At 68.6% G+C, this 26605-nt stretch carries 28 protein-coding genes; 16 read left to right on the top strand and 12 right to left on the bottom strand.

Annotated features, from left to right (window positions below; all coding sequences use genetic code 11):
• On the top strand, positions 1–369 hold a 369-nt coding region (locus ACFOSH_RS45175; protein WP_449224211.1), incomplete at its 5' end, for an HNH endonuclease signature motif containing protein.
• A gap of 410 nt (positions 370–779) precedes the next feature.
• Here the strand turns inward: ACFOSH_RS45175 and ACFOSH_RS40265 are convergent.
• Positions 780–1550, bottom strand: a complete 771-nt coding sequence (locus ACFOSH_RS40265; RefSeq protein WP_378246388.1) for a TetR/AcrR family transcriptional regulator — start codon at positions 1548–1550, stop codon at positions 780–782.
• Positions 1551–1634: 84 nt separating this feature from the next.
• Here ACFOSH_RS40265 and ACFOSH_RS40260 point away from each other — a divergent pair, with 84 nt between their 5' ends.
• Together ACFOSH_RS40260 and ACFOSH_RS40255 are read left to right on the top strand one after the other, a co-directional pair.
• The gene (locus ACFOSH_RS40260; RefSeq protein ID WP_378246386.1) at positions 1635–2357 is read left to right on the top strand and encodes a DUF2306 domain-containing protein; all 723 of its coding nucleotides are present in this window, start codon (positions 1635–1637) and stop codon (positions 2355–2357) included.
• 49 nt (positions 2358–2406) lie between these two features.
• Positions 2407–3870, top strand: a complete 1464-nt coding sequence (locus ACFOSH_RS40255; protein ID WP_378246384.1) for an alpha/beta fold hydrolase — start codon at positions 2407–2409, stop codon at positions 3868–3870.
• A 58-nt stretch (positions 3871–3928) separates the two neighbouring features.
• Here the strand turns inward: ACFOSH_RS40255 and ACFOSH_RS40250 are convergent, their stop codons facing one another.
• Complete coding sequence (locus tag ACFOSH_RS40250; protein WP_378246382.1) at positions 3929–4648, bottom strand: ABC transporter permease; 720 nt, start codon at positions 4646–4648, stop codon at positions 3929–3931.
• Positions 4649–4676: 28 nt separating this feature from the next.
• Positions 4677–5561 (bottom strand): ABC transporter ATP-binding protein, encoded by an 885-nt coding sequence (locus ACFOSH_RS40245; RefSeq protein ID WP_378246380.1) that lies wholly within the window; start codon positions 5559–5561, stop codon positions 4677–4679.
• 119 nt (positions 5562–5680) lie between these two features.
• Between ACFOSH_RS40245 and ACFOSH_RS40240 the strand changes: the two genes are divergently transcribed.
• Both ACFOSH_RS40240 and ACFOSH_RS40235 read left to right on the top strand, forming a co-directional pair.
• On the top strand, positions 5681–6799 hold the full coding sequence (locus tag ACFOSH_RS40240) for a sensor histidine kinase (RefSeq protein ID WP_378246527.1): 1119 nt from the start codon (positions 5681–5683) through the stop codon (positions 6797–6799).
• Positions 6796–7398 (top strand): response regulator transcription factor, encoded by a 603-nt coding sequence (locus ACFOSH_RS40235; protein ID WP_378246378.1) that lies wholly within the window; start codon positions 6796–6798, stop codon positions 7396–7398. Before ACFOSH_RS40240 ends, ACFOSH_RS40235 begins: the two co-directional genes overlap by 4 nt.
• Here ACFOSH_RS40235 and ACFOSH_RS40230 read toward each other — a convergent pair whose 3' ends face one another.
• Positions 7399–7968 (bottom strand): helix-turn-helix domain-containing protein, encoded by a 570-nt coding sequence (locus ACFOSH_RS40230; protein WP_378246376.1) that lies wholly within the window; start codon positions 7966–7968, stop codon positions 7399–7401.
• 89 nt (positions 7969–8057) lie between these two features.
• On the opposite strand from ACFOSH_RS40230, the gene ACFOSH_RS40225 reads away from it, so the two are divergent.
• The 3 genes from ACFOSH_RS40225 (at position 8058) to ACFOSH_RS40215 (ending at position 10051) form a co-directional block, all read left to right on the top strand.
• Positions 8058–8537 carry a DinB family protein gene (locus ACFOSH_RS40225; RefSeq protein ID WP_378246374.1) on the top strand — a complete coding sequence of 160 codons (480 nt, stop codon included), beginning with the start codon at positions 8058–8060 and terminating at the stop codon, positions 8535–8537.
• Positions 8538–8550: 13 nt separating this feature from the next.
• Entirely contained in the window at positions 8551–9519 is a 969-nt protein-coding gene (locus ACFOSH_RS40220; RefSeq protein WP_378246373.1) for an alpha/beta fold hydrolase, read from the top strand.
• Between the two features lie 61 nt (positions 9520–9580).
• Complete coding sequence (locus ACFOSH_RS40215; RefSeq protein ID WP_378246525.1) at positions 9581–10051, top strand: DinB family protein; 471 nt, start codon at positions 9581–9583, stop codon at positions 10049–10051.
• A gap of 61 nt (positions 10052–10112) precedes the next feature.
• Here ACFOSH_RS40215 and ACFOSH_RS40210 read toward each other — a convergent pair whose 3' ends face one another.
• The 3 genes from ACFOSH_RS40210 to ACFOSH_RS40200 all read right to left on the bottom strand — a co-directional run bounded on the left by ACFOSH_RS40210 (position 10113) and on the right by ACFOSH_RS40200 (position 12732).
• On the bottom strand, positions 10113–11273 hold the full coding sequence (locus ACFOSH_RS40210; protein WP_378246372.1) for a S1 family peptidase: 1161 nt from the start codon (positions 11271–11273) through the stop codon (positions 10113–10115).
• A gap of 221 nt (positions 11274–11494) precedes the next feature.
• Positions 11495–12214 carry a TioE family transcriptional regulator gene (locus tag ACFOSH_RS40205; RefSeq protein WP_378246371.1) on the bottom strand — a complete coding sequence of 240 codons (720 nt, stop codon included), beginning with the start codon at positions 12212–12214 and terminating at the stop codon, positions 11495–11497.
• Positions 12215–12255: 41 nt separating this feature from the next.
• A complete protein-coding gene (locus tag ACFOSH_RS40200) occupies positions 12256–12732 on the bottom strand; it encodes a DUF6194 family protein (RefSeq protein WP_378246370.1) in 477 nt (158 codons plus the stop codon).
• Positions 12733–12794: 62 nt separating this feature from the next.
• Between ACFOSH_RS40200 and ACFOSH_RS40195 the strand changes: the two genes are divergently transcribed.
• Positions 12795–13499 (top strand): MerR family transcriptional regulator, encoded by a 705-nt coding sequence (locus ACFOSH_RS40195; RefSeq protein WP_378246369.1) that lies wholly within the window; start codon positions 12795–12797, stop codon positions 13497–13499.
• A gap of 484 nt (positions 13500–13983) precedes the next feature.
• On the opposite strand, the gene ACFOSH_RS40190 is transcribed toward ACFOSH_RS40195, so the two are convergent.
• Positions 13984–14445 carry a peroxiredoxin gene (locus ACFOSH_RS40190; RefSeq protein ID WP_378246368.1) on the bottom strand — a complete coding sequence of 154 codons (462 nt, stop codon included), beginning with the start codon at positions 14443–14445 and terminating at the stop codon, positions 13984–13986.
• 37 nt (positions 14446–14482) lie between these two features.
• Entirely contained in the window at positions 14483–14737 is a 255-nt protein-coding gene (locus ACFOSH_RS40185) for a hypothetical protein (RefSeq protein ID WP_378246367.1), read from the bottom strand.
• Positions 14738–14852: 115 nt separating this feature from the next.
• Between ACFOSH_RS40185 and ACFOSH_RS40180 the strand changes: the two genes are divergently transcribed.
• The 5 genes from ACFOSH_RS40180 to ACFOSH_RS40160 all read left to right on the top strand — a co-directional run bounded on the left by ACFOSH_RS40180 (position 14853) and on the right by ACFOSH_RS40160 (position 21022).
• Positions 14853–15674: a class I SAM-dependent methyltransferase gene (locus ACFOSH_RS40180; RefSeq protein WP_378246366.1), complete on the top strand. Its 822-nt coding sequence runs from the start codon at positions 14853–14855 to the stop codon at positions 15672–15674.
• A gap of 49 nt (positions 15675–15723) precedes the next feature.
• Positions 15724–17703: an amino acid transporter gene (locus ACFOSH_RS40175; protein WP_378246364.1), complete on the top strand. Its 1980-nt coding sequence runs from the start codon at positions 15724–15726 to the stop codon at positions 17701–17703.
• 87 nt (positions 17704–17790) lie between these two features.
• Positions 17791–19353: an adenylate/guanylate cyclase domain-containing protein gene (locus tag ACFOSH_RS40170; protein WP_378246362.1), complete on the top strand. Its 1563-nt coding sequence runs from the start codon at positions 17791–17793 to the stop codon at positions 19351–19353.
• Positions 19354–19567: 214 nt separating this feature from the next.
• Positions 19568–20239, top strand: a complete 672-nt coding sequence (locus ACFOSH_RS40165; RefSeq protein ID WP_378246360.1) for a papain-like cysteine protease family protein — start codon at positions 19568–19570, stop codon at positions 20237–20239.
• Positions 20240–20248: 9 nt separating this feature from the next.
• Complete coding sequence (locus ACFOSH_RS40160) at positions 20249–21022, top strand: hypothetical protein (RefSeq protein WP_378246358.1); 774 nt, start codon at positions 20249–20251, stop codon at positions 21020–21022.
• Here the strand turns inward: ACFOSH_RS40160 and ACFOSH_RS40155 are convergent.
• The 3 genes from ACFOSH_RS40155 to wecB all read right to left on the bottom strand — a co-directional run bounded on the left by ACFOSH_RS40155 (position 21009) and on the right by wecB (position 25062).
• Positions 21009–21956 carry an XRE family transcriptional regulator gene (locus ACFOSH_RS40155; protein ID WP_378246523.1) on the bottom strand — a complete coding sequence of 316 codons (948 nt, stop codon included), beginning with the start codon at positions 21954–21956 and terminating at the stop codon, positions 21009–21011. The two genes, ACFOSH_RS40160 and ACFOSH_RS40155, sit on opposite strands and share 14 nt — an antisense overlap.
• A gap of 186 nt (positions 21957–22142) precedes the next feature.
• Positions 22143–23849, bottom strand: a complete 1707-nt coding sequence (locus ACFOSH_RS40150) for a DUF2334 domain-containing protein (protein WP_378246356.1) — start codon at positions 23847–23849, stop codon at positions 22143–22145.
• Positions 23850–23853: 4 nt separating this feature from the next.
• Positions 23854–25062, bottom strand: a complete 1209-nt coding sequence (gene wecB, locus ACFOSH_RS40145; protein WP_378246354.1) for a non-hydrolyzing UDP-N-acetylglucosamine 2-epimerase — start codon at positions 25060–25062, stop codon at positions 23854–23856.
• A gap of 251 nt (positions 25063–25313) precedes the next feature.
• Here wecB and ACFOSH_RS40140 point away from each other — a divergent pair, with 251 nt between their 5' ends.
• Both ACFOSH_RS40140 and ACFOSH_RS40135 read left to right on the top strand, forming a co-directional pair.
• Positions 25314–25469, top strand: coding sequence for a hypothetical protein (locus ACFOSH_RS40140; RefSeq protein ID WP_378246352.1), 156 nt, complete (start codon positions 25314–25316; stop codon positions 25467–25469).
• A gap of 40 nt (positions 25470–25509) precedes the next feature.
• A complete protein-coding gene (locus tag ACFOSH_RS40135; RefSeq protein WP_378246350.1) occupies positions 25510–26559 on the top strand; it encodes a glycosyltransferase family 2 protein in 1050 nt (349 codons plus the stop codon).
• The last annotated feature ends 46 nt before the right edge of the window (positions 26560–26605 follow it).

Raw genomic sequence — 26605 nt, 5'->3', positions numbered from 1 at the left:
CGGATGCTGGCCTGCGACGCCAAGATCATCCCCGCGGTGCTCGGTTCGGAGAGTGAACCGCTCGACATCGGCCGCGCGGCCCGCACCGTCACCCCCGGACAACGACGAGCCCTGAACCTGCGAGACCGAGGATGTTCCCTCCCGGGCTGTCACAGGAAGCCCAAGCACTGCGAAGCGCACCACATTCTCCCGTGGGGCCATCTCGGCGACACGGACTTGAACAATCTCTGCCTCGTCTGTCGCTACCACCACCTGGTCATCCACGGACAATCCGGCCGGCAAGTCCACATAGCTTCGGATGGCAGGCCCGAGTTCGTTCCCCCGCAATACCTGGACCCGCTACAGACACCCCGCCGCAACCATCGCTGAACCCGAAGAGCCCGCCACCACCACCGGCGACGGGCCCCTCGGCATGCCCACACCCAGGTGAACCTCCAGCCACTTCCCGAGATCGACGGCCCGAGCGCGCCAGGCCTCGTTGTCTTCTCGAAGGCTCCCCTTGGCCGCATCGTCATCTGCGCTATCGCGGTAGACCACCCGGAGCTGGACGGGAATCTTCGCACTGTTCGGCGAAGAGCCAGGCTATCGAGGGGCAAGCCAAACGTGCCGTGGTCACAGGTCCTCTGTACCGAATCCATACCTCCCCTCGCCGCCTGAACTCCGTGAAGGCCTCCTTCACTACCTTGAGAGTAGGGAAGGAGGCCTTCACGGACTCGCCACCCAGCAGGACACCTTTGCCTTCCCCTCAATAACCGGCCACTCACGAGACCCGCCCGAACTCAGGACTGCTTCGCCACCCAGGCGTCGATGCCGTCCAGGAACCGGTCCACCCCGAACCCGAGTTCCGCGGGCAACGCCCCGTCGGCGACCTCCTCGTGTCCTGAATAGACAGTCGACTCCGCCGCGTGAACGGCGGCCAGCGCGGGGTAGTCGCCGGGGTCGATGAGTTCGGTCAGTGCTCGCGCCAGTTCGGTTTCGGTGTGCGGGAGACCGCCGTCGGTCTTGTACGCGCTGTTCATGTCCAGGCTGATCTGCGCCGTGCCGCGGACGACGGCGGTCAGGTGCAGGGCCGCCGCCCTCGCCTCGCCGGGGGCGAGCCCTGCCTTGAGCAGCGGGCGGAGCAGGCGGTCCAGCCAGGCGAGATGGTTGGGGCCGATCGGGGTGTGGTCGAGCGGGACGCGCAACAGCCAGGGATGAGTCCGGAAGCCTGCCCAGAGCGCGCCGGCCCAGCGCCGGACAGCGTCACGGATGTCTTCCGCGTCGTCGAGTTCGGGTGGCTTTGCGGCCGCGACGTCGGCCATGACCTCGAGGAGCAGGTCTTTGCTCGGAATGTGGTTGTAGATCGACATCGTCGAGTAGCCGAGTTCGGTGGCGACCCGCTGCATGGAGAGCGCGTCCAGGCCGTCGGTGTCCGCGACCTGGATCGCGGCCCGTGCGATGCCCTCCACGGTGAGCTGCGGTCGCGGCCCGCGCCTGCCAGGGGTGCGCCCCGCCCACAGCAGCGCGAGGCTGCGCTGGAGATCCGGGCCCTTGCCGTCACGTGTCGCCATCCGCCCATCCTAAAACTCTGTATGACGTACGTTCATGTGTATGGTGTACATAGTTTCTAGTCGTCGTCTCCCGAACGGATCATCATGACCTCGTCGAACACGCCCCGTTGGTGGCGGCGCCCCTGGATCGTGCCGTTGATGCTGGTGGCGGGTGCTTTCCTGGCCTTCGCCGTACCGCCCTACCTGACCTTCGACCCGGCTGAATCGCGGCTCGAGCCGCCGCCGGGCAATGACTTCTACTACCCGTTGCTCGTCGCGCACGTCCTGTTCGGCACGGTCGCCATGGTGACAGCCTGCTTCCAGGTCTGGCCCGCGTTCCGGGCCCGGTACCGGCGCGGGCACCGGATCACCGGCCGGATCTACGTCTTCGCCGGAGCGCTCCCCGCCGGTTTCGTGGGGCTGTACATCGGCTGGCACACCGCCGCGGGCCCGTCCGTGCGGGTGGCGAACCTGGTCGGCTCGGTGCTGTGGATCGCCGTCACGATCATCGGGTTGCGGATGGCGCGCCGGCGCCGGTTCGCCGATCACCGGCGGTGGATGTCCCGCAGTTTCGCGCTTTCGATGTCGATCGTGCTGAGCCGGGTGATCAACATCGTCGCCACGATCGTGCTGACGCCGCAGATCGCCACCACCTTCGGCGGCAGTGAGGTGCTCATGAAGTACAGCGCCACGAGTATCGGGGCCTGGCTCGGCTCGTTGCTCCTGCTGGTGCTCGCGGACTTCGTGCTGGAGCGCCGCAAAACCCCGAAAAAGCCCCCCAGCGGGGTAGTCGCGTCCGACCAGGGACGGACGCCTTCGCGGGTGTAGCGCTCCTAGCCTGGTATCGGGAATTTCGTTTGATATCAGGGAGTTCGGGTTGCCAAGGAAAACAGTCATCGTGGTGGCGCTGCTCGCCGCCGGGGCGTTGCTGCCGTCGACGCCCGCCGCCGCGGTCCCTTCGATCACCTGGCACGGCTGCACGACCGGTCCCGGTGACGGCCTCGGCGCGGAGCTCGACAAGGCGGGTGCCCAGTGTGGCGACGTCACCGTGCCTGTCGACCATCAGCGTCCGCGAGGGCGCGGGATCACCGTCGCGCTGGCCCGGATGAAGGCCACCGATCCCGCGCGACGGCGTGGCACGCTGATGCTCAATCCGGGCGGGCCGGGCGGCCCTGCCATGGAACTGGTGCTGGCCGGGCCGCTCATGCCGGAGATCGCCGCCCGGTACGACCTCGTCGGCATGGATCCCCGGTTCGTCGGGCGTAGTTCGCCGCTTCGGTGCGGTTGGAAGACCGACACGTTCACGCGCTCGGCCGGGCCGGACCTCAGGACGTTCGGCGAGAGCGTGGCGTTCGCGAAGGAGCTGGCGCGGGGCTGCTCGGGCAACGATCACGAGTTGCTGCGGGCCGCCTCGACCCGTAACACCGCCAGGGACATGGACGTCGTGCGCGCCGCGCTCGGCGAACGGAAGATCTCCTACCTCGGCGCGTCCTACGGGACGTACCTCGGCGCGGTGTACCTCCAGATGTTCGGCTCGCGGGCCGACCGGTTCGTGCTCGATTCGGCGGTGGATCCCGACGTCTACGGACCAGGTCTCCTCCGCCCGACCGCCACGGCGGTCGACGCCGCCTTGCGGAACTGGGCGAAGACCGTCGTGGGGCGAGGGCTGGGCGAGTCCGCGGGCGAGGTCCTGGCCACCGTGCGGGACATCGCGCGGTCGGCCGATCGGCGGCCGTTCGAGGTCGGCGACTACACGGTGGACGGTCACATGGTGCCGTACCTGTTCTTCGCGGACCTCTACGACGATCGGCCCGCCGCGCGGACCGAGTTCGTCGAGACCGTACGGACACTTCGCGACGCCGCGGCCGGCCGCGGCGTCACCCCTTCGACGGCACTGGCCGCACTCCTCGACGGATTGACGACCGGATCCGGCCCCGCGACCGACCGGGCCGGGACACCGGTCATCTGCGCGGACCGCGCGGCCTCCCGCGACCCGGCGGCGTACTACCGGGACATCCAGGACCATCGCGCCGCCGAGCCGCTGTTCGGCCCGCTGGCCCGCAACATCACGCCGTGCGTGTTCTGGCCCGTGACCCCCGCCGAACCCGCCACCCGGATCCACAACACCTCGCCGGTCCTGCTCCTCGGTTCGACCGGCGACCCCGCCACGCCTTACGCCGGGCAGCTCGCCATGCACCGGGCGCTCGGCGGTTCCCGCCTGGTGACGCTGGAAGGAGCGTTCCGGCACTCCGTGTTCTTGAAGGGCGACGCGTGCGTCGACGCGGCGGCACGGGACTATCTGCTGAGCGGAGAACTCCCCGCGGACCGGACGTGCCGCTGACCCCGGTCAGCAGGCGCGGTCGCCGAAGGCCTCGCGCGGCTTCCCCCACTTCGGACGGTCAGCGGCGCGGTTCCCAGCGGAAGAGCCGGGAAGCCAGGACGACGGCGACGACGACCCAGGCCAGCGTCGGGGCGAGCAGGAGCAGCGAATCGGTGATGGCGACGCCGCCGTTCCAGGCGTTGACGGCGAGTTCGGTGGCCGAGCCCCCGGGCAGCAGCCGCTTGACCAGGGTCAGGTCGTCGGTGCCGGAGATGCCGACCCAGGTGGCCACGGCGATCACGCCGAGGCTGACCGGCAGGGTGGTGACCTGGGCGTGCTCGGGGGAGTTGGTCAGGCCCGCGGTGGCCAGGCCGAGACCGATCATCATGGCGACGGTGGCGAGTACGGCCAGTACCAGCAGGCCGACGTTGTCCGGTGTCCCGGCGACCACGCCCAGCACGGTCATGATCACGGCCACCTGGACGAGCGCGATGACGGTGACCGGCAGCACCAGGCCGACCAGGATGGAGGCGTCGCCGGCCGCGGTGGAGCGCAACCGCTTGAGGAACAGGTTCTGCCGTCGCGAGGCCAGCGTGGTCACCGAGGTGGCGTAGAGACCGAACGCGCAGACGGTGAACATCAGGATCGCCGCGACGTAACCGAGGCTGCCGATCTTTTCGAAGAGATCGTGCTGGTAGACGAAGAAGGCGCAGATCGCGAGCGGCATCACGAAACTGGTGATCAGGACCGAGCGGTTCCGGAAGATCTGGATCAGCTCGCTGCGGGCTATCGAAAGCATGACTGGAGTCCTTTGTGGAGTGAGTGGTCTAGTCGTTGTCGATGGCGCGGAACACGTCGTCGAGCCGGGTCGGGCCCGCTTCGAGGTCCTGCAGCTCGATCGCGTTGTCCTGCGCCCACCGCAGCAGGGTGTGCAGGTCCTTCTGCAGGCCGAAGGTCTCGATGACGAACTTCCCGTCGGTGTGACGCCTGCCCTGCAGTGGCAGCGCCGGAGCCGGTGCAGGCAGGGTGAACCGGATCACCGCGGGCAGCGTCCGCGTCAGTTCGGAGACCGTGCCCTCCTGGTGGAAGGTTCCCCGGTGCATCAGGCCGATGCGGTCGGCCCGCTGCTGAGCTTCCTCCAGGTAGTGCGTGGTGAGCACGATCGTGGAGCCGTCCTCGCGCAGCTTGTCGACCGCGTCCCACAGCGCGTCCCGCGACTGGATGTCCAGACCGGTCGTCGGCTCGTCCAGGAACACCAGTTCCGGCGAGCCGTACACAGCGGTCGCGAAGTCGAGCCGCCGCTTCTCGCCACCGGAGAGCTGCGACACCTTCGTGTTCGCTTTGCGGGTCAGATCCACGACGCCGAGCACTCGTTCGAGCCGGTCCGTGCGCCGGGTCAGCGTCCCGATCAGGCGGATCGACTCCTTCACCGTCAGATCCGGTGAGAAGCCGCTCTCCTGCAACATGATGCCCATCTTGGGCCGGACGGCGGCGCGGTCTCGCGGGCTCTTCCCCAGCACCCGCACCGTGCCCGACGTCGGATTCCGGTGCCCTTCAAGGGTTTCCAAGGTCGAGGTCTTCCCGGCCCCGTTCGTGCCCAGCAGGGCGTAGAATTCGCCGCGTCCGACCTGGAAGGACAGATCCTTCACGGCGTGGAAGTCGCCGTACTTCAGGTTCAGCCGGTCAACGTCGATCACTGGTGTCGAAGTCATACCCTGATCTCAGCCGCTCGAGCGCGGCTCGGCCAGTGCGGCCACGTCATGATGAACCCATGACGCGGTGTCACTGTTGCCCGCCGTGGCCCAGCGCCGATACTGGTCCCATGTCTGATGTGGACACCGAGCCGGCCCGGGGAAAGCTGCGCAGGCTCAACCTCACCATGTTCCTCCCGCTGTTCGCCGTCGCCGGGGTGATCGTGGTGGCGTCGGACGCGCGGACCTGGTGGCACGCGGTCGTCCTGAGCGTGAGCGTGCTGGCGGCCGGGCTCGCCTTCGTGCGCTGGGCGTCGGGCGAGGTCCTGCGGGTCGCGATCGGGTGCTTGGTCGTCACGGCGGCCGTGTGGCCGTTCGCGGTGCTGCTGGTCGGCGGTGGTTCGGCGTTCTTCGGAATCCTTCTCGTGGGTTCCTTCGTGGTCCCCCAGCTGCCCCGGCACCGGGTCGCGGCCGCGTTCGCGCTCGTCGCGTACATCGCGGGGGTGGGCGCGCTGAGGCTGCTGGTCGTCCACGACGACGTCTCCGGCGAGCTGATCCGGTTCGTCTTCGTCCCCGCCGCGATCACCGCCATCGTGGTCGGCCTCATGTTCCCCAACAAGCGGTTCTACGACGTCGTCCACGAACTCGAAGAATCGCGCGAACGGGAAGCGGAACTGGCCGTGATCCGCGAACGCGTCCGGTTCGCGAGCGACCTGCACGACATCCAGGGCCACACGCTGCACGTGGTGAAGCTGAAGACCGCGCTCGCCAGGAAACTGGTGGACATCGACGCCGAGCGGGCCAAACAGGAACTGGGGGAGATCCACGCGCTCGTCAGCGACACGATCACCCAGACGAAGGAACTCGCCTACGCTCAGCGTGAGCTCAACCTCTCCGCCGAACTGGAGAACGCGAGGAACCTTTTCGAGGCCGCGGGGATCCGCGTGCGCATCAACCGGGAGGCGGACGTCGATCCGGTCGCGGGGCGGCTGCTCGGCCAGGTCCTGCGCGAGACCACGACCAACATCCTGCGCCACGCGCAGGCGACCCGGGTGCGGATCACCCTGTCGGAATGGAGCATCGACATCGTCAACGACGGCGCTCAGCGCGCACCGCTGCCGGAACTCCGTGGGCTGGCCGCGCTCGAACAACGCGTCGTCGCGGACGGCGGCGAATTGACGGTGGAACAGGAAAACGGACAGTTCGTGACGGCCGCGTCGTTCCCCGGCAGGCGTTCCGAAGCAGGGGAGAAGCGATGACCACGGTGGTGCTCGCCGACGACGAGGCCCTGCTCCGCAAGGCGATGGCCGCGCTGCTGCCGCTGGAGGGCGAGATCACCGTCCTGGCCGAAGCGGAGAACGGCGAAGAGGCTGTCGAGGCCACCCTGCAGCACGAGCCCGACGTCCTCGTCATCGACCTCGAAATGCCCGGTGTGGACGGCCTCGGCGCCGTCGCCCGGATCCGCCACACCCGGCCCGACCAGGTCATCCTCATGCTCACCCGGCACGCGAAACCCGGTGTGCTCCGCAAGGCCCTCAAGCTCGGCGTCCAGGGTTTCGTCAGCAAGGCGGCCGAACCGTCGCACATCACGTTCGTCATCGCCGCCCTGCACCAGGGCAAACGCTGGATCGACCCGGACGTCTCCGCGCTCGCCGTCGTCGACGACTGCCCGCTCACCGACAGGGAGCTCGAAGTGCTGCGGGTGACCGGCGAGGGCTATTCCGTCGCCGAGATCGCCGCCCAGCTCCACCTCGCGCAGGGCACGGTGCGGAACTACCTCTCGAACGCCATGCAGAAGACCCAGACCCAGACCCGGCACGAGGCGGCCAGGTACGCCCGCGAACACGACTGGCTGTAGTCAGCGCGCCCGGACGTGGGCGCGTTCGCCCTGCGGTCCGAAAAGGACCAGGGTCTCGACGGCGTGACCGTCGGCCGAGCCGAGCCAGTGCGGTAGCGCGGTGTCGAATTCGGCCGCTTCCCCGGGCGGCAGGACCAGGTCGCGATCGCCGACCACCAGCCGCAACTGTCCATTGAGGACATACACCCATTCGTAGCCGCCGTGGGTCTGCGGCGTGGGTTCCGCCGGTTCGTCGCGGCCGGGGATCAGCATCTTGAACGCCTGCACGCCGCCGGCGCGCCGGGTGAGCGGCAAGAAGGTCATGCCGTGGCGGTGGATCGGCCGCAGGTGGATCCGCGGGTCGCCGGTCCGGGGAGCGCCGACGAGGTCGTCGAGCGGCACGCCGTGCACGCGGGCCAGCGGCAGCAGCAGTTCCAGTGTGGGCCGCCGTCCGCCGCTTTCCAGCCGCGACAAGGTGCTTTCCGAGATCCCGGTCGTCGTCGACAACTCGGCCAAAGTCAGGCCGCGGTGTTTGCGCAGGGCGCGTAGCCGGGGGCCCACCGCGTCCAGCACTTCGTCCGTCTCGTCCATGCCGCCGATCTTGCCAGGTCGGCAAGTTTTCGTGCCAGTTCGTGGTGCCCGAGGCGAAGGTGGTCCGGAACAGACCCTGTGAGGTGACCATGAACGCTTCGGGAAAGCGCCGGAAACGCGACGCCGGGCCGCCGTCGACAGGCATCGGTGAGAAGGACGTGCTCGCCGGTTTCCTCGACTACCTGCGCGCCGCTGTCGTGGCCAAGGCCGAAGGAGTGCCGGAAGACCGGGCCCGAGCCCCCGGCGTGCCGTCCGGCACGAATCTGCTGGGCCTGGTCAAGCACCTGATCCAGGTGGAACGGCACTGGCTGCTCGGCCACGAGGTCCGCGACTGGAAGGCGACCTTCCGGCCGGCCACGGAAGACACGGTGGCGTCGATTCTCGCCGCCTACCGGGAGACCACCGCCGAGACGAACGCCGAGATCGCGTCCTGGGACGACCTCGCCGCGAGAGGTCCCCACCGGGGATCACGGCGATGGACGCTGACCCACCTGATCGAAGAGACCGCACGGCACGCGGGACACGCCGACATCCTGCGCGAACTGATCGACGGCGCCACCGGGCGCTGAAACGGAGATTCCCATGTTCCACCGAGCCGTCGCGTTCGTCGCGGCCCTCTTCCTGATGACAGCCTGCGCTTCACCCCCGGCCGCCCCGGCCTACGAGGACGTCACCCGCGGCGACACGGCTTTCTCGCAGCAGTTCCGTCATGAGTTCGCCGACGTCGACGGGGTGAAGATGCACTACGTCACCGGCGGGAAGGGCGCCCCGCTCGTCCTGCTGCACGGCTGGCCGCAGACCTGGTACGGCTGGCACAGGGTCATGCCCGCGCTGGCCGAACACTTCACGGTGTACGCCCTCGATCTTCCCGGCCTCGGCGACAGCACCGGTTCGCCGCCCGGCTTCGACAAGGCGACCCTCGCCCGTTACGTGCACGGCCTCGTCGCCGGACGGCTCGGCCTGCGCGACGCGCGGATCGTCGGTCACGACCTCGGTGCCGCCGTGGCCTTCCAGTACGCCGCGCAGTTCCCCGGCGATCTCACCCGCCTCGCCTATCTCGATCTCCCGCTGCCGGGTCCCGCGCTCGACGCGACGGCGTATCGGAACCTGAGCTGGCACATCGCCTTCCATTCGCAGAAGACGGTGCCCGAAGCCGTCGTCGGCGACGACGTCCGCGAGTACCTCTCGCTGTTCTATCCGCAGGTCGCCTACTCGGGGACGGCTTTCGGCGGCCCAGGGGCGCCTTCGCCCTTCGACGACGCCGAGATCGACGAGTACGCCCGCACCTACACCAGGCCGGAGGTCCTGCACGGCGGCTTCGAGCTGTACCGCACGCTCGGCCAGGACGCGGCCGCGAACGTCGGCGCGAAACCCGTCACCACGCCGACCCTGCTGATGACCGCCGCAGGACTCCTCGAACCGCAGAAGGCCACGCTGGCGCCCCGTGTCGCCAACCTCGTCCGAGCGGTCGAAGTGCCGAGGGCGGGACACTGGCTCGCCGAGGAGAATCCGGAGTTCGTGAGCGCCGAGCTGGTCGGGTTCCTGAAGTAGGTTGCCCGTGCGCGAAGATCTTTGTGATGCTTCGCCGGTGTCTTCTCTCCCTGTGACCACTATGGACGTCTTCGGCCACCCCTTCCGCGAACAGTTCGACGTGTTCCTCGACGAGCACCGGCGTGTGCTCGAGGAATGTTTGGACGGGCTGACCGAGGAGCAGGCGCGCCGATCGCTCGTCGCGTCCAAGACGACCCTGCTCGGTCTCGTGAAACACGTGACCTTCGTGGAAAAGGTGTGGTTCGACGAAGCCGTCGCCTGCCGCTCGCGTGCCGAGATCGGGATCCCCGACACGCCGGACGAGTCGTTCGTCCTCGACGACGCGGACACGATCGCCTCCGTGCGGCAGGCGTACCGCGAAGCCTGCGAGGCGTCACGCGAGGCGGCGGCGACCTTGGGGCTGGACGATCTGGTCCACGGCAACCGGCGCGGCCCGCTTCCGCTGCGCTGGGTTTACCTGCACATGCTGCGTGAGCTGGCCCAGCACGGCGGCCACGCGGACATCCTGCGCGAGCAGATCCTGAGCGCTTAGCGGCGGCTCGGGTGGCGTGTCGTGCGCCGTGAAGGGCGCTTTCAGCCCCTGGCTTCTTGTGTCAGGAACGGGTCAGCGTGACCCCGTAGTTGTTCGCCGCGTCCACGACGGGCTGGTAGTAGGAGTACGAGCCGGTCGCGTTGGAGCCCTGGTTGAAGCCGCAGTCGTGCCCGTCGCTGGGACCGCCGGAGGTCATGCCCTGTGCGGTGTTACCCGCGATGTAGGCGCCGCCGCTGTCCCCGCCTTCGGTGCAGACGGTCGACTTGGCCAGCCCCGTGGTGGCGACGCTTTCCCCGCTGTAGCGCACGGTCTGGTTGTAGGCGGTGATCTTGCCGCAGGTCCAGCCGGTGGTGTTGCCCGCCTTGCACAGTGTGGTGCCGACAGGCGCCTTCGAGCTGCCGGTGATCCGCACCGTGGTGCCCTTGCGGGTGTCCACGTAGCCGCGGCCGGTGTCCTCGTCGTCGATGTCCATCAGGCCCATGTCGACCGACGGGAACTCCGTGGCGACACCCTGTCCGATGTGGACGCCGTTCCGGTCGAGGATGTCCGGGTTGCCCTCGACGCAGTGCCCGGCGGTGAGCAGCACGTTGTCACCATCGCTGGTGGTGCCGGGGAAACCGAGCGAGCAGTTGGTACCGGGGTCGAGGTCCATGATCTGGCCGGGGATGACGTCGGCCTGCGTGGTGTTGCCGTTGGCGACCCCGGTCCGGACGGTCACGCCGGGCAGCGCGGAAAGCCGCCGGACGAGGGCGCCGTCGGCACCCGGCTGCACGGTGACGACGACCTGGTCGGCCGCGAGTTCCGGGCCCCAGGACTGCACCTGGCCGACGTCGCCGCCGATCACCCTGCCGACCGTGCCGGACAGGGCGTTCAGCGCGTTCTCGCCGCGGGCGCCGACGCGCGGCGTCAGCCCGGCCGAGCGGAGCGTCTGGGCGGACCCGGCGTCGGCGGCGTTGACCACGAGAGCGCCGGCTTCGTCGAAGTACGCGCCGTCGGTGTCGAGGCCGCGTGTTCTGAAGCTCTCCAGCGACGCGATCAGGGTCTTTTCATGGTCCAGTTTCCGCGCGGCTTGGAGCGGGCTGACCCGGAGCCGGGCCGCGAGGGTCTCCAGCATCGTCTGGTCGTAAGCGGTGGCCGGAGCGGCGGTCGCCGGGACGGCGAGCGCGCCTATTCCGGCGCAGACGCTCAGCAGGGTGAGCATGACGGGTCCGCGAATTCGCATGCGCGTTTCCTTCGATAAGGAGGGAATGGCGAACCGCCGGAATATGTTCGGAAAAGGCAGGGACCGGGCGGTTCATCTCGACGTGACGCACATTACGAGCGCCCGTCTATCGCGCCGTAGCGCCGAAAGTAGGTTCCGTGATCACGGTCCTACTTTCGTAGGCGGAGAACGTGAATTGCCTGCGCGGTCAATTGCGGGGAAGTGTCATTGTCCCAAAAGTATCAGTGATTGCTTGCGGCGCTGCCGAGATAGGTGTCCAGCGCGGCGGCGCCGGAGAGCAGGGCGCGGCCCCTCGCCGAAAGCCGGGAGTGCCACTCGCGCAGCGTCGATTCGAGCGGCACGACACCGCCCGCCGAACGGACCTGCTCGATCAGCGGCGCGATCCGCTCCAGGAGATAGCCGCCGCGTCTGAGCTGATGCGTCAGTTTGGCGTCGCGGACGTCGGCCGCGTTGTAGACGCGATAACCCGTCCGCGGATCGCGTTCCGGCCGCAGAAGGCCCGCGTGTTCCCATTTCCGCAGGGTGGCGGGGCGGACGCCGAGTTTCCGGGCCAGTGGCCCGACGAACATTTCGTCCCGCTCCTGCGGCACCGGTTCGAGGTCGCGGAGCGCGGCCGTGACGGCCTGGAGGGTGCGGCGGTCTTCGAGCAGTTGCGCGTGGCTCTCGTCGACGAGCCGCAGCGCCTCCTCGATCTCGCCCCGGTTGACCGCCGCCATGATCGACGACGCCGTCGCGTGGCCGTGTCCGGGCACCAGCGCCAGGAACGCGCGCAGGGCTTGCGCGTGCAGTGATGTGTAGGTGCGATAGCCGTACGGGCTGCGCTCGGCGGCGGGGAGGATGCCGTCCGCCTCGTAGTTGCGGACGGCTTGTGTGGACAGACCGTGCTCACGCGCCAGATCGACCGGCCTGAGCCGTTCACTGGTTTGGAGGTTTCGGCCCACCACCCGACAATACAGCCGAGGGACTCAACGCATTCGGTCCTCTAATCGCGTGAGGAATCCGCACGGCGCTCGTAACGCGCGCGGGCCTGCCGGTACGCCGAGTCGAGAAGTTCGCGAACGGCCGTTTCGGTCTTCGAAGCCGGGTTCACCACCGCCAGCCAGCCCGCGGTCCCGTACACGGGATGGGCGATCACGGTGTCCTCGACGCCGGGATCGACGTCGGTCCCGCCCACTTCCCGAGGCGTCCGGCCGAGCCGCCGGGTGAACTCCTCCTTCCCGGCGTGGATGTTCACCCGGAAGGTGTCGGGCCGGTCCAGACGCGAGGCTTCGTCGCCGGGGTAGTTCTTGGTCACGACCGTCGCGAAGGGCTGGACGTTCGTCGGGACGACGCCGTCGGGGGAGTAGTAGAAGAAGGCGTCGCCCCAGCTGAGCTCTGGCCAGCCGTCGCCGTCCGAAGGGGTGAGAGCCAGGACTCCGTCGAAGCCCGATACGTGGCCGATGATCTCGTCGATGGTCATGTGTTCAAGCGTCGCATTAAAGTGCTTGTGGAGGGTTCGAGGACGTTTTCGAGGGGGTGACGGTGTCAAGTCTCAAAACCGCGGAGATCGCGCGCCGGGCGGGATACTCGGTCCAGCAGGTGCGCAACCTCGAACGCGACGGCGTGCTCCCGGCGGCGACACGGACGGCGTCGGGCTACCGGAACTACGGGGAGATCCACCTCCGGTCCGCGCTGGCCTACCGCGCGCTCGCCACCGGGGTGGGGCCGGTCGAGGCCAAGAAGATCGTCCGGGCCCTGCACCAGGACCCGTTCCCCGAGGTGCTCGCGCTCCTCGACGCGGCCCACGCCGGGCTCGACGCCGAACGCGCGGATCTCAGGGAGGCCAGGGAAGCCGTCCGGGTGATCTCCGGCGAACCGATCGAAGACGTGCGCGGCTCGGACGCGATGAGCGTCTCCGAACTCGGGTCGGCGCTCGGTGTGCGCCCGTCGACGCTGCGGCACTGGGACACGGAGCGGCTCGTCGTCCCCGACCGCGACCAGCGGGAGACGCGGCGGTACACGCCGTCGCAGGTGCGGGACGCGCGGATCGTGCACCAGTTGCGGCTGGCCGGATACCGCGTCGAGCCCCTGCGCGCGCTGATGCCTGAGTTGCGGCGATCGCGGCGGCTGGAGGACGTCGCGTCCGCGCTCGCCGCCCGGGACGCCGGCATCACGGCTCGCTCGCGAGCGCTTTTCGAGGGCACTGCCGCGCTCTCCCTGGTCCTCGTGAGTGGTAAGTCGCGATAGGGCCAAAAAGTGTCTGACTTGCGGATCGCCACATGTGCCCCACGCACACCAGCAGTCACACCAGCCGCGCGTGAAGGCCCCCTTCCCTCGGCTCAGCCGAAGAAACTCGACCTTCACATACCTCAAGCGGGCTTGGGACCCGGAACCAAGGAGGTCCAGGGCTCGTGAGTGGTAACGACGGTTATCGGGCCGAAAGGCAAAGGTGTCTTGCCGGTCGGGGCGAAAGTCCCCTTCAGCGTCACGTCCGCAAGGGCTCCGGTGCCCTGAGTCGCGCTGCGGAATGTCCTGAAGGGCCCCTTTAAGGCGTTCAACGTCTTAAAGGGGCCCTTCAGGGCATGACGTCGAGTCACCGAACCCCAGGTGCCCCCGATGTGGCATTGGGGACACCCAGCGTCCCCAATGCCACATTCGGCGCACACCTCAACGGCACGCCACGTTTGCCTTACCCCTCAAATAGAAGCGTCCCTACCACTCACGTGGCACGTCAGGCCGTGGGTGTCCGTTCCCGCAGGGCCGCGAGCGCCTTGTCGGCGTGGACGTCGAACTTCAGCTCACTCTTGATCACCGCGAGGACCTCGCGGTCGGTGCCGATCACGAAAGTGTGCCGTTTGGCGTGCAGCGGGCTGAACCGGCGCCAGACACCGAACTGCTTGGCGACGGCACCGTCCACATCGGACAGCAACGGGTAGTCGAAGCCGTGCAGGGTGGAGAATTCACGCTGTTTGGTGACGCCGTCCGGGCTGATTCCGACGCGGTGGGCGCCGACTTCGCCGAATTCCGCGGCCAGGTCGCGGAAGTGGCAGCTCTCGGCGGTGCACCCGCCGGTCATCGCGGCCGGGTAGAAGAACAGCACGACCGGACCGGTGGACAGGAAGTCCGACAGTGTGCGGTCCTGGCCGGTGTCGTCGGGCAGCGTGAAGTCCGGGGCGAGGTCTCCTTGGTCCATGTCCGGCTTTCGGAGCCCGGCGGGGACCGGATTGGTCTCAGCGGGTACAGCGCCAGAAGACCGTCGCTTCGTACGGCGAGATGACGAGTTTGAAGTACTCCTCACAGTCGGTGAACCCGGCCCGATCCGCCTGGGTCCTGGCGTCTTGGCGGGCGTAGAACAGCGCGAGGCCGAAGTCGCTCGACCCGTGACCGACGAATTCCCTGGTCTCCAGCGCGCTCGCGGATACCGGGGTGGCGGTCGTACCCAGGACGGCGGCCGCGCCGAGCAGCGCGAGCAGTGTTTTCCTCATGACGACCACGCTAGAGCCGGAATGGTTCGGGATTCGCCCGCCGGACGAGTGCCCCCTCGGCCTCCGTCTGTCGTAGGTGGCTTCGCACAGGGTGCGAAACGGATATCGTCGCGGCATGTCTTCTCGCAAAGTGGGCACTCAGCGTGCCTTCGACGCCGCCGCCGATTTCGCCGCGCTGGGACGGCATCTGTGGGATCCGATCGGCGCGGCCACGGTGGCGGCCGCCGGGCTCGGTGAAGGATCCCGTGTCCTCGACGCCTGCTGCGGCACCGGGGCGTCGGCGATCCCGGCGGCACGGGCGGTCGGGGCCGGTGGTGTGGTCGACGCGATCGACCTCTCCGGTCCGATGATCGGCGAGTTGCGCCGGCTTTCGGCGGACTTGCCGCAGTTGCGCGCGTATGAAGCCGACGCGACGGCGTGGGACACCGACGGTTACGACGCGGTGCTGTCCGCGCTCGGCATCTTCTTCTTTCCCGACATGACCGACGGCACCGAGCGGCTGATCAGCCGTGCCCGTCCCGGTGGGCGGGCAGTGTTCACCATCTGGCGCGGCGGGGCGATGGTGACGGCCGGTCGTCATGCCGGGCGCGCGATGGCCGCGGTGACCGATTCCACGCCGCCGCCGGAACGTGAGCCCAGCCTGATCGACCGGATCGACCAGGCCGACACCTACGCCGAGTGGCTTTCCGGCCGCGATTTGTCCGATGTGGACGTCGTGGTCAACGAACTCCGGCTGACCATGACGCCCGAAGTGGCGTGGCTGGTCGTCATCGGTTCCGGCTTCCGGGGAATTGTCGACGGTCTCGAACCCGGCGTCGTCGAGCAGGTGCGTGAGCGCTATCTCGAGTCTTTGAGCGCCGAGGGTGTGACCGAACTCGACGCCACCACGTTGATCGGCTCCGGCACCGTCCGGCGCGCCGGACGATCCCTCACCTGACGGGTCGGGCATGCTGTGCCCCGCACACGAAAGTCGGGGGAGGAACAGCATGGCCGAGGTACCGGAATCCGTTGTTCCGGATCGGGTGGACAGCCCGGTCCGGCAGGCGGCGCCGTCGGGCAAGGTCGGCCGTTGGCTGATGGAGCACCGCGTCCAGCCGGTGGGCCCGGAAAGTCACGAGGAGCACACCACGCCGCAGTCGTGGTGGAAGGTCATGTGCCTCACCGGCGTGGACTACTTCTCCACGCTGTCCTACCTTCCCGGCATCGCGGCACTGGCCGCCGGCGCCCTTTCGCCGCTGGCGACGTTGCTGATCGTCGCGCTCACCTTGCTCGGCATGCTGCCGATGTACCGGCGGGTGGCGAAGGAGAGCCCGCACGGCCAGGGCTCGGTCGCGATGCTGGAGAACCTGCTGCCGTTCTGGCGCGGCAAGATCTTCGTCCTGGTGTTGCTCGGTTTCGTGGCGACGTCGTGGATCATCACGATCACGCTGTCGTCGGCCGACGCCACGGTGCACGCGCTGGAGAATCCGCACGTGCCGTCCTTCCTGCACGGGCACGCGGTGCTGATCACGGTCGTCCTGCTGCTGATCCTCGGCGGGGTGTTCCTGCTCGGGTTCAGTGAGGCCGTCGGCGTCGCCATCCCGCTGGTCGCGATCTTCCTGCTGCTGAACGCCGTGGTCGTGGTCGCCGGGATCGGCGAGGTGTTCACCGATCCTGCCGCGTTCGACCGCTGGACCGACGCGCTCACCTCCGGAGGCGGCGGGTTCGGCGGCGTCATCGGCCCCGCGATTTTGGCGTTTCCGTTGCTGGTGCTCGGATTGTCCGGTTTCGAAACCGGTGTGAGCATGATGCCGCTCGTCGCGGCCAAGGGCGAGAACGCCGAGCGGAAACTGGCGAACCGGATCCGCAACACCCGCAAACTGCTGACCGTCGCCGCGCTGATCATGTCGGTGTACCTGATCGCGACCAGTTTCGTCACCACGGTCCTGATCCCGGCGGAGAAGTTCAAACCGGGCGGCGAGGCGAACGGCCGGGCGCTGGCGTACCTCGCGCACGAACTGCTCGGCGAATGGGTCGGCACGGCCTACGACATCAGCAGCATCCTGATCCTGTGGTTCGCCGGGGCGTCGGCGATGGCGGGCCTGATCAACATCGTGCCGCGCTACCTGCCCGCGTACGGGATGGCGCCGGACTGGGCCCGCGCCGTGCGCCCGGTGGTGCTCGTCTACACCGCGATCTGCGTGCTGGTGACGATCGTCTTCAACGCCGACGTCAACGCGCAGGCCGGGGCATACGCCACCGGGATCCTCGCGATGATGGTGTCCGCGTCGGTCGCCGTCGCCATTTCCGCGGCGAAGAAGCGGCAGCACAAGGCCGCGATCGCGTTCGCCGTGCTGACGCTGATCCTGATCTACGCCTTGGTGGAGAACGTCATCGAGAAGCCCGACGGCCTCACCATTTCCGCGTTCTTCATCCTCGGGATCATCGTCGTGTCACTGGTTTCGAGGGTCACCCGCACCACGGAACTGCGGGTGGAGCACATCGAGTTCGACGAGCCCGCGCGCCGGTTCATCACCGATTCGATCGCCCACGACGGCGCGCTGACCATCATCGCGAACCGTCGTCAGGCCGGGGATGCCGACGAGTACCGGGCGAAGGAAGCCGAACAGCGCGGCATGAACCCGGTGCCGGGCGCCGCCGACGTCCTGTTCCTCGAAATCGACGTCATCGACCCGTCCGGCTTCAGTGACGTGCTGAAGGTGCGCGGTGTCGAGGTCGACGGTTTCCGTGTCCTGCGCGTGGAAAGCCCGGCCGCGCCGAACGCGATCGCGGCGATCCTGCTCTCGTTGCGCGATGCCACCGGCGTGCGGCCCCAGTGCCATTTCGAGTGGAGTGAGGGCAATCCACTCGGGCACCTGTTCCGCTACCTGATCCTCGGGCGCGGCGACACCGCCCCGGTGGTCCGCGAGATCATCCGCACCAGCGAACGCGATCCGGCGCGGCGACCGGGCATCCACGTCGGCTGACGACCCGCATTCAGAGGACTAAATGCGAGGAGTCGAAGGGTTTCGGTGTACAGTCGTTCACTCAAACCAGGGGAACGGCGGGCACGGGTGCGACCAGACAACGACTCCTCCGTTCGGGGCCGCGGGCAAGGGCCGTTCGGCTCCTGGCTGCTCGGGCCGCTCGACCAGGACGCGGCCGTGTTGCGCCGCCGCGTCCAGGGCCTGCTCACCGGAACGCTGATCGCGACCAACGTCATCGGCGCGCTGGTCGTGGTCGGGCTCGCGGCCCTGCTCATGCCCTCTCCCGGCATGTCCGGCGACCTCGTCCGCGTCACCGCGATCGCGGTTCCCGTCTACGTGGTCTCCGCCGTCGTCGTGGGCGCGCTGTGGGGCACCCGCGGCGCCCTGCGGACGCTGCGCTGGGCGGCCGAGGGCCGGACGCCGACCGACGCGGAGCGCGCCGCCAGCCTGCGGGTCCCGTTGCGCCTGACGCTGGTCCAAGCGGTGCTCTGGGGCGTCGCGACGGCAGTGTTCGGGGTACTGGCCGCGCTGGTCCAGCCGCGGGTCGTCCTGACCGAAATACTCGTCGTCGCGTTCGCGGCGGTGGTGGTCTGCGCGATCGCCTACCTCGCGGGCGAGTTCATCCTGCGGCCGTACGCGGCCTTGGCCATGGCGGGCACCTCGCCGGCACGGCCGCTCAGTGGCGGCGTCAACCTGCGGATGCTGCTGTTCTGGTGCCTCGGCACCGGGGTTCCGGTGGCCGGGCTGGTGGTCACGGGGATCCTGGCGTGGGCGCGCGGCGACGTGTCGACCACGAAACTCGCCATCTCGGTGATCGTGCTGGGCCTGGTGGTGCTGTGCTTCGGCCTGCTGGTGACGGTGTTCACCGCTCGCGCCGTGGTGAACCCGATCCGGTCGGTGCAGCACGCGCTGGGCCGGGTGCGGGCGGGCGACTTCGCCGTGGAGATCCCGGTCTACGACGGCACCGAACTCGGCCTGCTGCAGGCGGGCTTCAACGGGATGGCCGTCGGTCTCGCCGAACGCGAACGTTTGCGGGACCTGTTCGGCAGGCACGTCGGCGAGGACGTCGCGACCGAGGCGATGCGCACCTCCGCCGAACTCGGCGGCACCGTGCGGACGGTGTCGGTGCTGTTCGTCGACCTGATCGGCTCGACGGCGCTGGCCGCGAGCCGTCCGCCCGAGGAGGTCGTCGGCCTCCTCAACCGGTTCTTCGCGGTGGTGGTCGACGAGGTCGACCGCAACCACGGGCTGGTCAACAAGTTCGTCGGTGACGCCGCGCTCGCGATCTTCGGCGCACCGGTGCGCCTGGAGGACCACGCGACCCTCGCGCTGTCCGCGGGCCGGGCGATCGCGCGCAGGCTGGCGGCGGAGGTGCCGGAATGCCCGGCCGGGATCGGTGTGGCGACGGGTGAGGTGGTCGCCGGGAACGTCGGCGACCCGCGGCGGTTCGAGTACACGGTGATCGGCGACCCGGTCAACGAAGCCGCCCGGTTGACCGAATTGGCGAAGAACGCCGAAGCGCGGCTGCTCGCTTCGTGGCCGGCGATCGAGTCGGCGGCCGAAGCCGAAGCCGGACACTGGAAGGCGACGGAAGACGTCACCTTGCGAGGCCGCAGTCAGCCCACCACACTCGCGACCCTGAGGACCTGAACCCGGTGCCGGATTCACAGTCTTTGTGAACGGGTCGTGAATCTTGCGCGGCGGTTGTGGTCCGCCGTCCGCGAACCCGGTGTTTCCTGGCCGACGAGCCCGGCCCCGCCCTGTGAACGATCACAGCGGTTCCCTCGCGACCGCTGAGGGCGTTGTCCCCGGAGCCGGTGCGGCGCACGGTGATCTCCCCATCCCCGTGTCAAAGGAGACATCTGTGAAGAGTCTTTCGAGGGCCGTACTGGCCACCGGAGCCGCCGTCTTCGCGTTGAGCATGCTGCCCGCCACCGCACTCGCGCAGTCCGGCGACGCCGGGGACCACCCCACCGGCCTGATCAAGACCCAGACCCACACTCAAGTGCGGGAAATCGCGCCGGTGGCCGGGACCGCGATGACGGTCGCCACCACGGCCGCCTCCAAGCAGCTGAACTACACCCAGCAGGTGCAGCAGCAGAACCAGTGGTGCTGGGCCGCGGACGGTTCGAGCATCGAGCGGGCGCAGGGCGGCAGCGCCACCCAGGCCCAGTTCTGCGCCGCGGGCAAGGGTTCGTCGGCCGGGTACTGCCCGAACCAGGCGGCCCAGATCTCCGAAATCGTCCGCGGCTTCCGCGGCACCGGGTTCTCCGCGCAGGACGCGGGCGGCCCGATCGGCTTCAACTCGGTCGTCAGCCAGGTCGACGCCGGGATCCTGAACCTGACGGGGATCTACTGGACCTCCGGCGGTGGCCACGCCGAGGTGATCTACGGCTACGACTCGGCGAACCAGTCGATCATGGTCGGCGACCCGTGGCCCACCTACCAGCGCTACCAGACCTGGAACTACAACCAGTACCGGAGCAACGGCCAGTTCCGCTGGAACGACACCATCGTCAACATCCGGAAGGGCTGAGACGCGGTCATGAACACGATCTGCCGGAAGTTCTCCGCTTGTCTCGCGGTGGCCGTCGCGACGCTGCTGCCCGCCACGCTTCCCGCCGCGGCGGGCGAGAAGGTCGTCCCGCCCTCGGCCGTCGATCTCGCGGCCGCCGTGAGCGTCGCCGGGCAGCCGGACGCGATCGGGCTCGCGAGATCGAACTTCCGGCAGGTCGACCACATCGAACCCCAACGGATCACGATGGGGGAGAAGGGTTTCCCCGTCTACACCCTCAATCCCGACTTCGTGAAGGGCGTCGCCGGGGCGCCGGCGGGCGTGCTGAGATCCGTCGCCGTGACGGCCACCGCGGATTCCGGCCAGAAGGCGACGCTGCAGGCGATGCCGGAAGGTCCCGGGAAGTGGGTCGCGGCGAGCGTGTTCTCCGGGAACGACGAGGAGACCCTCAGCGGCCGGATCCGGCCCGGTTCGGTCCTGCTCAACGAACCCCAGATCAATGGCTGGTACGAACTGCGTCCCGACGGGGTGGTGCTGCTGCAGGCGAGCCTGCCGCAGTCGCCGGTGGGGAAGCTCATGCCGGTTTCCGAGTACCAGCGGCAAGTACACGGCCGCTACGCCGACAAGCTGCCGGGATCGGACTACCAGCGCGACGGCGGGATCGGTTTCGCCCAGGCCGTTCCCCCGGCCGTCGACACCGGTCTGCCCGTCTCGATCGTGGCCGGTTTGATCGCCGCGGGCGTCGCCGGGCTCGGTGTCGTCCTGTTCGCCGTGTGGCGGAGGCGCCGCCTCACTCCCAGATGAGGTCGATCCCCGCGATCCCGACGCCGAGATCCTCGAAGTAGGCACTGACCGTCGCACCCGGCCCGGGGTGCAACGGCTCGCTGACCACGGGAGCCAGTTCTTCCCGCTCCCGCACGGTTTTGACGCAGCGGGCCGGGATCGCGCCCGCGTCGAACCGCATCCGGAGCAGGTACGCCGACATGCGCGCCCGCACTGTGCGGTGGAAACAGGTGGCCCGGACCGATGCGGCCAGGCGCAAGGTGAACGCGAAGGTGTAGGTCTCGCCTTCGGCCAAGCTGCGGTCGAAGAGGAGCTCGAACACCATTCCCGGCGAGGAGGTGCTTCGGCGCACTCTGCCTCTTCGGCAGCCGTCGGTGGCGAAGACCGTCGTGGCCTCCATGTCGGTGCCGTCTTCGTCCTGATGTGTCACCACGAAGCCGTCCGCGCCGGGCTCACGCGCCCGCACGACCATGGTCGAGGTGATCTCCGAGGCCCGGCCTTGCCCGGTCATGGTCAGCACGTCGACGACGGTCACCACGTCGAGCTTCGCGTTTCCCACCGCACCGGGTGCGTCACTCAGTTCGTCCATCAGCGAGCAGGTTTCGGCCCAGCTCTGCCGCAGTTCCACCACCGAGGGCCGGTGGTCGTCGCCGGGGGATCGTCGTTGCGGGCCGATCAGGACGACCAAACTGTCCGGAGGCAGACCCAGTACCGCTTCGAGCGCGCGGACGATGTCGAGCGAGCGTGGTGTCGACGGATGGCGGAGCCCGCGCTGCCAGTAGCTCAAGGTCGACTCGGCCACGGAAACGCCGCGTGCCGCCAGATGCGCCCGGATCCGGGACAGGGAAAGCCCGCGATGCTCCACCGCTCCGGAAAGCGCGCGATGGAAAGGTCCGGACCTGACCGCGTCCGGCAACGATCGCCGCGCGCTGAGCTCCTCGCGTTCCTGGTACATGGGCACCCCCACCGACGCCGGGTTGGCGCAAAGCATGCGCAGTCCGGCGCCGGTCGGCAACCGTCAAAGGTCGAGAACCGGACTTTCCGCCCCGTCAGGCGAATTCGAGCCGCAGGCTTTCCATCCCGCGCAGCGTCACCTGCTTCACCCAGACTGGGGGGCCGCGGCCCGCGCCCGATCCTAGGCTCAGTCGCCGATGACTTCCGCCGGTGTGGCGAAGCGGTACCCCAGCGCCTGCAACGAGTTCACCAGGTCGCGCAGGCCGCCTTCGCCGAGGAACGGGTGGTAGAAGAACCCGGCGACGTTGTCGCGGACGACGAGCGCGCTCTGGGCGTCGGCGAGCATGTCGACGGCGGTCCGCGAGGCGTGCTGGTTGAACGCGACGGGCGCCACGTTGCCGATGTTCTCGGGGACGACGTTCGCGCCGTAGACGTCACGCACCGGGTACGGGAAGAACTGGCCGTACACCTGTTCCGACGTCGCCGTGGCCGTGGAACCGCAGCGGCCGCCGGGGCAGAAGCCCGCGTAGTAGCTGCCGCGGTCGTAGCGGGCCTGGAAGATCCCGGTGGTTTGCTGGTAGTCCACGGCGGAACCGCCGTAGTGCGGGAACTCGAACATCGTCGGCTCCGGGAGACCTACCCGCCGGAACTCCCCGAGGCCGGTCGCGATGCGCTGGTCGAACCACTGCGCCGAGTCCTCGTGCATCGGGCCGTCCATGCGCACGGCGCCCGCACCGTCGACACTGGCCTGGTAGAACTCGAAATCGCTCGCGCTCACCCCGTCGTACGGGTTCGGGCCGCTGTCGCTCTGGTGACTGTAGCCGTGCATGACCAGCGTCGCGCCCGCCTGGACAGCGTCCTTGAGCACGGCGACCAGGTCCGGCGAGTCCACCAGGCGCGCGGTGGTCGGGTTGCCGTCGTTGGCCCGGCCCTGGGGATCCGCGTAGTACGGATAGACCGCGAGGGAGAACGGGATCTTCTGCCCGATGAGAAAGTCCGTGACCTGGCGGAGTTCGTCCGGCTTCGTCCGCGGGCCGACGTCTTCGAGCCGGATCAGCGCGCGGTGCCGGTTCGGCGCCTGCGGGGACAGGACGCCCAGCAGGATGTCGGCCGCGGCGAGGTAGCGGTCCTGCGCTTCGGCGTACGCGTAGGGAACTTCGGCCACGTACGTCAACTGTCCTGAGTGGACTGCCCAAGGCGACGGCGTGCCGCCCGGAGCACTCGCCTCGGCCAGGATCTGTACCTGCGTCCGGTCGCGGACGTCGATCGCGACGACCCCGGTGCCCGAACGGGGATCGCGGCGCAGGGGAGTGCCCTTGTAGGTGACGGTGGTGGGGTTGTCGTCGCGATAACCCTCCGCGCGCCAGCCGGGGACGGCGCGCAACTGCCAGATGTTGGCGCCGATCCAGACAACGGGAATCCGAGCCGCGGTGACGTCGTTGAGGAACGCCTTCGGCAATGCCGCGTCGGAGACCGAGCCGAGGTACACGATGGCCTGGAACCCGTCCGCCTGCCGCGGCCGGTAGTCGGCGGCGGGCTGCATCGTCCAAGCGGTGCCACGGGAAACGAGGTTCGCGGTGAACATCGCGTAAGCCTCGGCCGTCCTGATCTCTTCGGGCGGGGAAACGGTCCCGTCCTTCTTGCGCCCGTCGTCGTAGAGCACGAGGGTCTTCCGGTTCGGATCGCCGCCGGGGCCCGGTAGACCCGCTTTGCCCGCTTCGGGAAGCCTGTCGGCGAGCGACACCGGCGTGGCGGGCGGCGACGCCGTGACCGGATCCGTCTTGGTGACCTGGACCAGGACGACCGCGGCGACGGTGACGGCGACGACAGCGACGACGGCGAGCCGGAACCAAGCGGGCAGGCGAAAACGCCGCGTGCCCCTGTCCTTCGTCATCGGGTCAGACCTCGACCGGAGCGGTCGCGGGCCGGAACGGGGCGGGCAGGTCCGCGGCCAGGCCCAGCAGGTACGCGAGTGCCTGCTCCGTCCGTTCGGCGGCGGTGCCGTCTCCGAACGGACTACCGCTGCTCATCATCCGCGTGCGCGCAGCCGGGTCGTTCAGCAGATGCTTCGCCGCCGTCACGATCTTTTCGCGGTCCGTACCGACGAGCAGGGCGCAGCCGGCGTTCACGGCCTCCATGCGCTCGGTGACGTCACGGAGCACCAGGACCGGGACGCCGAAAGTGGGCGCCTCTTCCTGGATACCGCCGGAATCGGAGAGCACGAGGGTGCTGGCGGCCAGGGTCGCCGCCAGTTCGGGATACGGCAGCGGGCCGGTGACCAGCGTGCCCGGCGTGTCCGCCAGTTCCTCGCGGACCAGGTTCCGCACCTCCGGGTTCGGATGCGCGGGAAGCACCACGCGCAGTTCCGGATCCGCGGCCGTCAGTTCGGCCACCGCGCGCAGGACCCGCCGCATCGGCTCGCCCCAGGATTCGCGGCGGTGGAGGGTGACCAGCATCAGCTTGACCGCGCCGCGGGTCGCGTTTTCGAGCAGTGTCGCCAGTTCCGGGTTGTGCACCGTGGTGGCCTTGTCCGTCACCGTGAGGATCGCGTCGACGACGGTGTTCCCGGCCACGAGCACGGTCTCGCCGGGCACTCCCTCGGCCAGCAGGTTCGCGGCGGCGTCGGGAGTGGGGGCGAGGTGGAGGGCGGCGGCCTGGGTCACGAGTTTCCGGTTGAACTCCTCCGGGAACGGCGCGCCCAGGTCGAACGAGCGAAGGCCCGCTTCGAGGTGCACGACGGGTACGCGACGCCAGAAAGCGGTGAGCGCTCCGGCCAAAGTGGTCGTCGTGTCGCCTTGGACGACCACGGCGGCGGGCGGCCGCCGGTCGGCCACTTCTTCCAGACCTGTCAGAAGGCCGGAAAGGAGCTCCGGTTGGGAGCCCGTTCGCCGGTTCAGGGTCAGGTTTTCATCCGCCGTCAACCCGAAGGTCGCCAAGGCCTGGCCGACCATTTCCGGATGCTGTCCGGTGGCGACGAGCACGGGCCGCATCCGGCCTTCGGAAGCCAATGCCCTGGCCACCGGAGCCAGTTTCACGGCTTCCGGGCGGGTTCCCGCGACCAGCCAGATTTCGGGCATGACGTCGGTCTCGTTCTGTGCGTTACGCACCTGGTCCTTCTTCCGGGTTCGCGCTTAGGTACGGCGTGAATTCGTCGTTGAAGTCACGAAAGAGTGGTAGGTGAGGCGAGGATCACTAACTGATGGTCACCTTTGCGGGGGATCGTCGCCCGCGAACGTTAACACAGACGGGGTACGGTACTCACCCGAAAGGCTTAATATTGCTTCCAAGGGTGACCCGTCGCTCACGGTGTGAAAACTGTGAGTAGATGTTTGTGGCGCCCCCTGCCCGAAGGAAAGACATGTCGATGGTGCCGGTGGGCCCGGTCAAGGTTTCCGCGCTCGGAATCGGCGCGACGATGGCAGGCGCGACGGTGAGCACCGTGCTCGCGGCGGTGATCGGGGTGATCGCTCTGCTGCTCATGGCGCGTTCGCTGCACCTTCGCTTGAAGGACTGAACCACCGCTCATGACGAATCCCGCCTTCGCCGCGACCATGATGCTGTTGCTCGTGTGGTGGCCGGCGCACAACATCCTCCTCGCGGCGTTCGCGTGGCGCACCGGGCGCCCGCGCCGGTCCGTGGCCGCGCGCGGCGAGGGGCTGGAGTTCTGGATCGTCATCCCCGCGCTCAACGAGGAACGGGTGGTCGGCAACACCGTCCGCAACGCGCTTTCGCTTGGCACTAAACGGAATCCGGTGCGCGTCCTGGTCATCGACGACGGTTCGGACGACGGCACGCCGGACGTCCTCCGCGAGGTGGCGGATCCGCGCCTGCATGTCCTGCGCCGTGATCTCCCGCAGGCCCGGAAGGGCAAGGGTGAAGCGCTGAACGCCGGCTACCGCTACATCCTCCGGTTGTGCGAAGCCGAGGGAAGCGTGCCGAGGACGATCGTCGGCATCATCGACGGGGACGGCCGGGGCAGCCCGGGAATGCTGCGCGAGGTGGCCGACGTGTTCGGCGACCGCGGCATCGGTGCCGTGCAATGCCGGGTGCGTATTCACAATCGGCGCAGTGTGCTCGCTTTGTTGCAGGATTTGGAGTTCGGTGCGGTCGCCGACGCGTCGCAAAGCCTGCGCGATCTCGCGGGCAGTGTCGGAATGGGCGGAAACGGCCAATTCACCAGACTCGGTGTGCTGCGCCGCTTCGATCCGGCCCCTTGGTCGGACTGTCTGGTCGAGGATCTCGAACTCGGGCTGAGGCTGCACGTCGCCGGCATCCGGATGCGTTATGTGAAATCGGCCTGGGTCACTCAGCAGGGCCTCGTCGATCTGCGCCGGTTGTTGCGGCAACGCACCCGATGGGCGCAGGGAAATTTACAATGTGCGAGGCATTTGCGGGAATTGCTGACTTCGCGGCATGTGGGCAGTATCGGTCTCTTGGACTTTCTCGCCTATCTCGTGACGCCTTGGCTGACCGTGCCGTTGTCCTTGGTGGTTTCCCTGTTGTTCGCGGGCACGCTCGTCGCTTCCTGGTCGGGGGTCACCTTGGGGGGGCAATGCCACTTACTTAGCGGGTTGCGGGTCTGGCCGTGGTGGTGTTGTTGCTGATTGTAACGGGGCGTGAGGTAGCGTTCCATTGTGGGCGTGACGCGTG

Origin of the sequence: Amycolatopsis speibonae, assembly GCF_042647925.1 — a bacterium.
Taxonomy (GTDB): Bacteria; Actinomycetota; Actinomycetes; order Mycobacteriales; family Pseudonocardiaceae; genus Amycolatopsis; species Amycolatopsis speibonae.
This window is presented reverse-complemented; position numbering and strand designations above follow the sequence as displayed.

Coding starts and splice junctions, on each gene's coding strand:
- ACFOSH_RS40185 (WP_378246367.1), bottom strand. CDS start 14,737: ATGAGGAAAACACTGCTCGCGCTGCTCGGCGCGGCCGCCGTCCTGGGT.
- ACFOSH_RS40230 (WP_378246376.1), bottom strand. CDS start 7,968: ATGGACGAGACGGACGAAGTGCTGGACGCGGTGGGCCCCCGGCTACGC.
- ACFOSH_RS40200 (WP_378246370.1), bottom strand. CDS start 12,732: ATGACCATCGACGAGATCATCGGCCACGTATCGGGCTTCGACGGAGTC.
- ACFOSH_RS40265 (WP_378246388.1), bottom strand. CDS start 1,550: ATGGCGACACGTGACGGCAAGGGCCCGGATCTCCAGCGCAGCCTCGCG.
- ACFOSH_RS40180 (WP_378246366.1), top strand. CDS start 14,853: ATGTCTTCTCGCAAAGTGGGCACTCAGCGTGCCTTCGACGCCGCCGCC.
- ACFOSH_RS40260 (WP_378246386.1), top strand. CDS start 1,635: ATGACCTCGTCGAACACGCCCCGTTGGTGGCGGCGCCCCTGGATCGTG.
- ACFOSH_RS40215 (WP_378246525.1), top strand. CDS start 9,581: ATGGACGTCTTCGGCCACCCCTTCCGCGAACAGTTCGACGTGTTCCTC.
- ACFOSH_RS40175 (WP_378246364.1), top strand. CDS start 15,724: ATGGCCGAGGTACCGGAATCCGTTGTTCCGGATCGGGTGGACAGCCCG.
- ACFOSH_RS40250 (WP_378246382.1), bottom strand. CDS start 4,648: ATGCTTTCGATAGCCCGCAGCGAGCTGATCCAGATCTTCCGGAACCGC.
- ACFOSH_RS40150 (WP_378246356.1), bottom strand. CDS start 23,849: ATGACGAAGGACAGGGGCACGCGGCGTTTTCGCCTGCCCGCTTGGTTC.
- ACFOSH_RS40160 (WP_378246358.1), top strand. CDS start 20,249: ATGAACACGATCTGCCGGAAGTTCTCCGCTTGTCTCGCGGTGGCCGTC.
- ACFOSH_RS40245 (WP_378246380.1), bottom strand. CDS start 5,561: ATGACTTCGACACCAGTGATCGACGTTGACCGGCTGAACCTGAAGTAC.
- ACFOSH_RS40135 (WP_378246350.1), top strand. CDS start 25,510: ATGCTGTTGCTCGTGTGGTGGCCGGCGCACAACATCCTCCTCGCGGCG.
- ACFOSH_RS40210 (WP_378246372.1), bottom strand. CDS start 11,273: ATGCGAATTCGCGGACCCGTCATGCTCACCCTGCTGAGCGTCTGCGCC.
- ACFOSH_RS40190 (WP_378246368.1), bottom strand. CDS start 14,445: ATGGACCAAGGAGACCTCGCCCCGGACTTCACGCTGCCCGACGACACC.
- ACFOSH_RS40225 (WP_378246374.1), top strand. CDS start 8,058: ATGAACGCTTCGGGAAAGCGCCGGAAACGCGACGCCGGGCCGCCGTCG.
- ACFOSH_RS40155 (WP_378246523.1), bottom strand. CDS start 21,956: ATGTACCAGGAACGCGAGGAGCTCAGCGCGCGGCGATCGTTGCCGGAC.
- ACFOSH_RS40220 (WP_378246373.1), top strand. CDS start 8,551: ATGTTCCACCGAGCCGTCGCGTTCGTCGCGGCCCTCTTCCTGATGACA.
- ACFOSH_RS40235 (WP_378246378.1), top strand. CDS start 6,796: ATGACCACGGTGGTGCTCGCCGACGACGAGGCCCTGCTCCGCAAGGCG.
- ACFOSH_RS40140 (WP_378246352.1), top strand. CDS start 25,314: ATGTCGATGGTGCCGGTGGGCCCGGTCAAGGTTTCCGCGCTCGGAATC.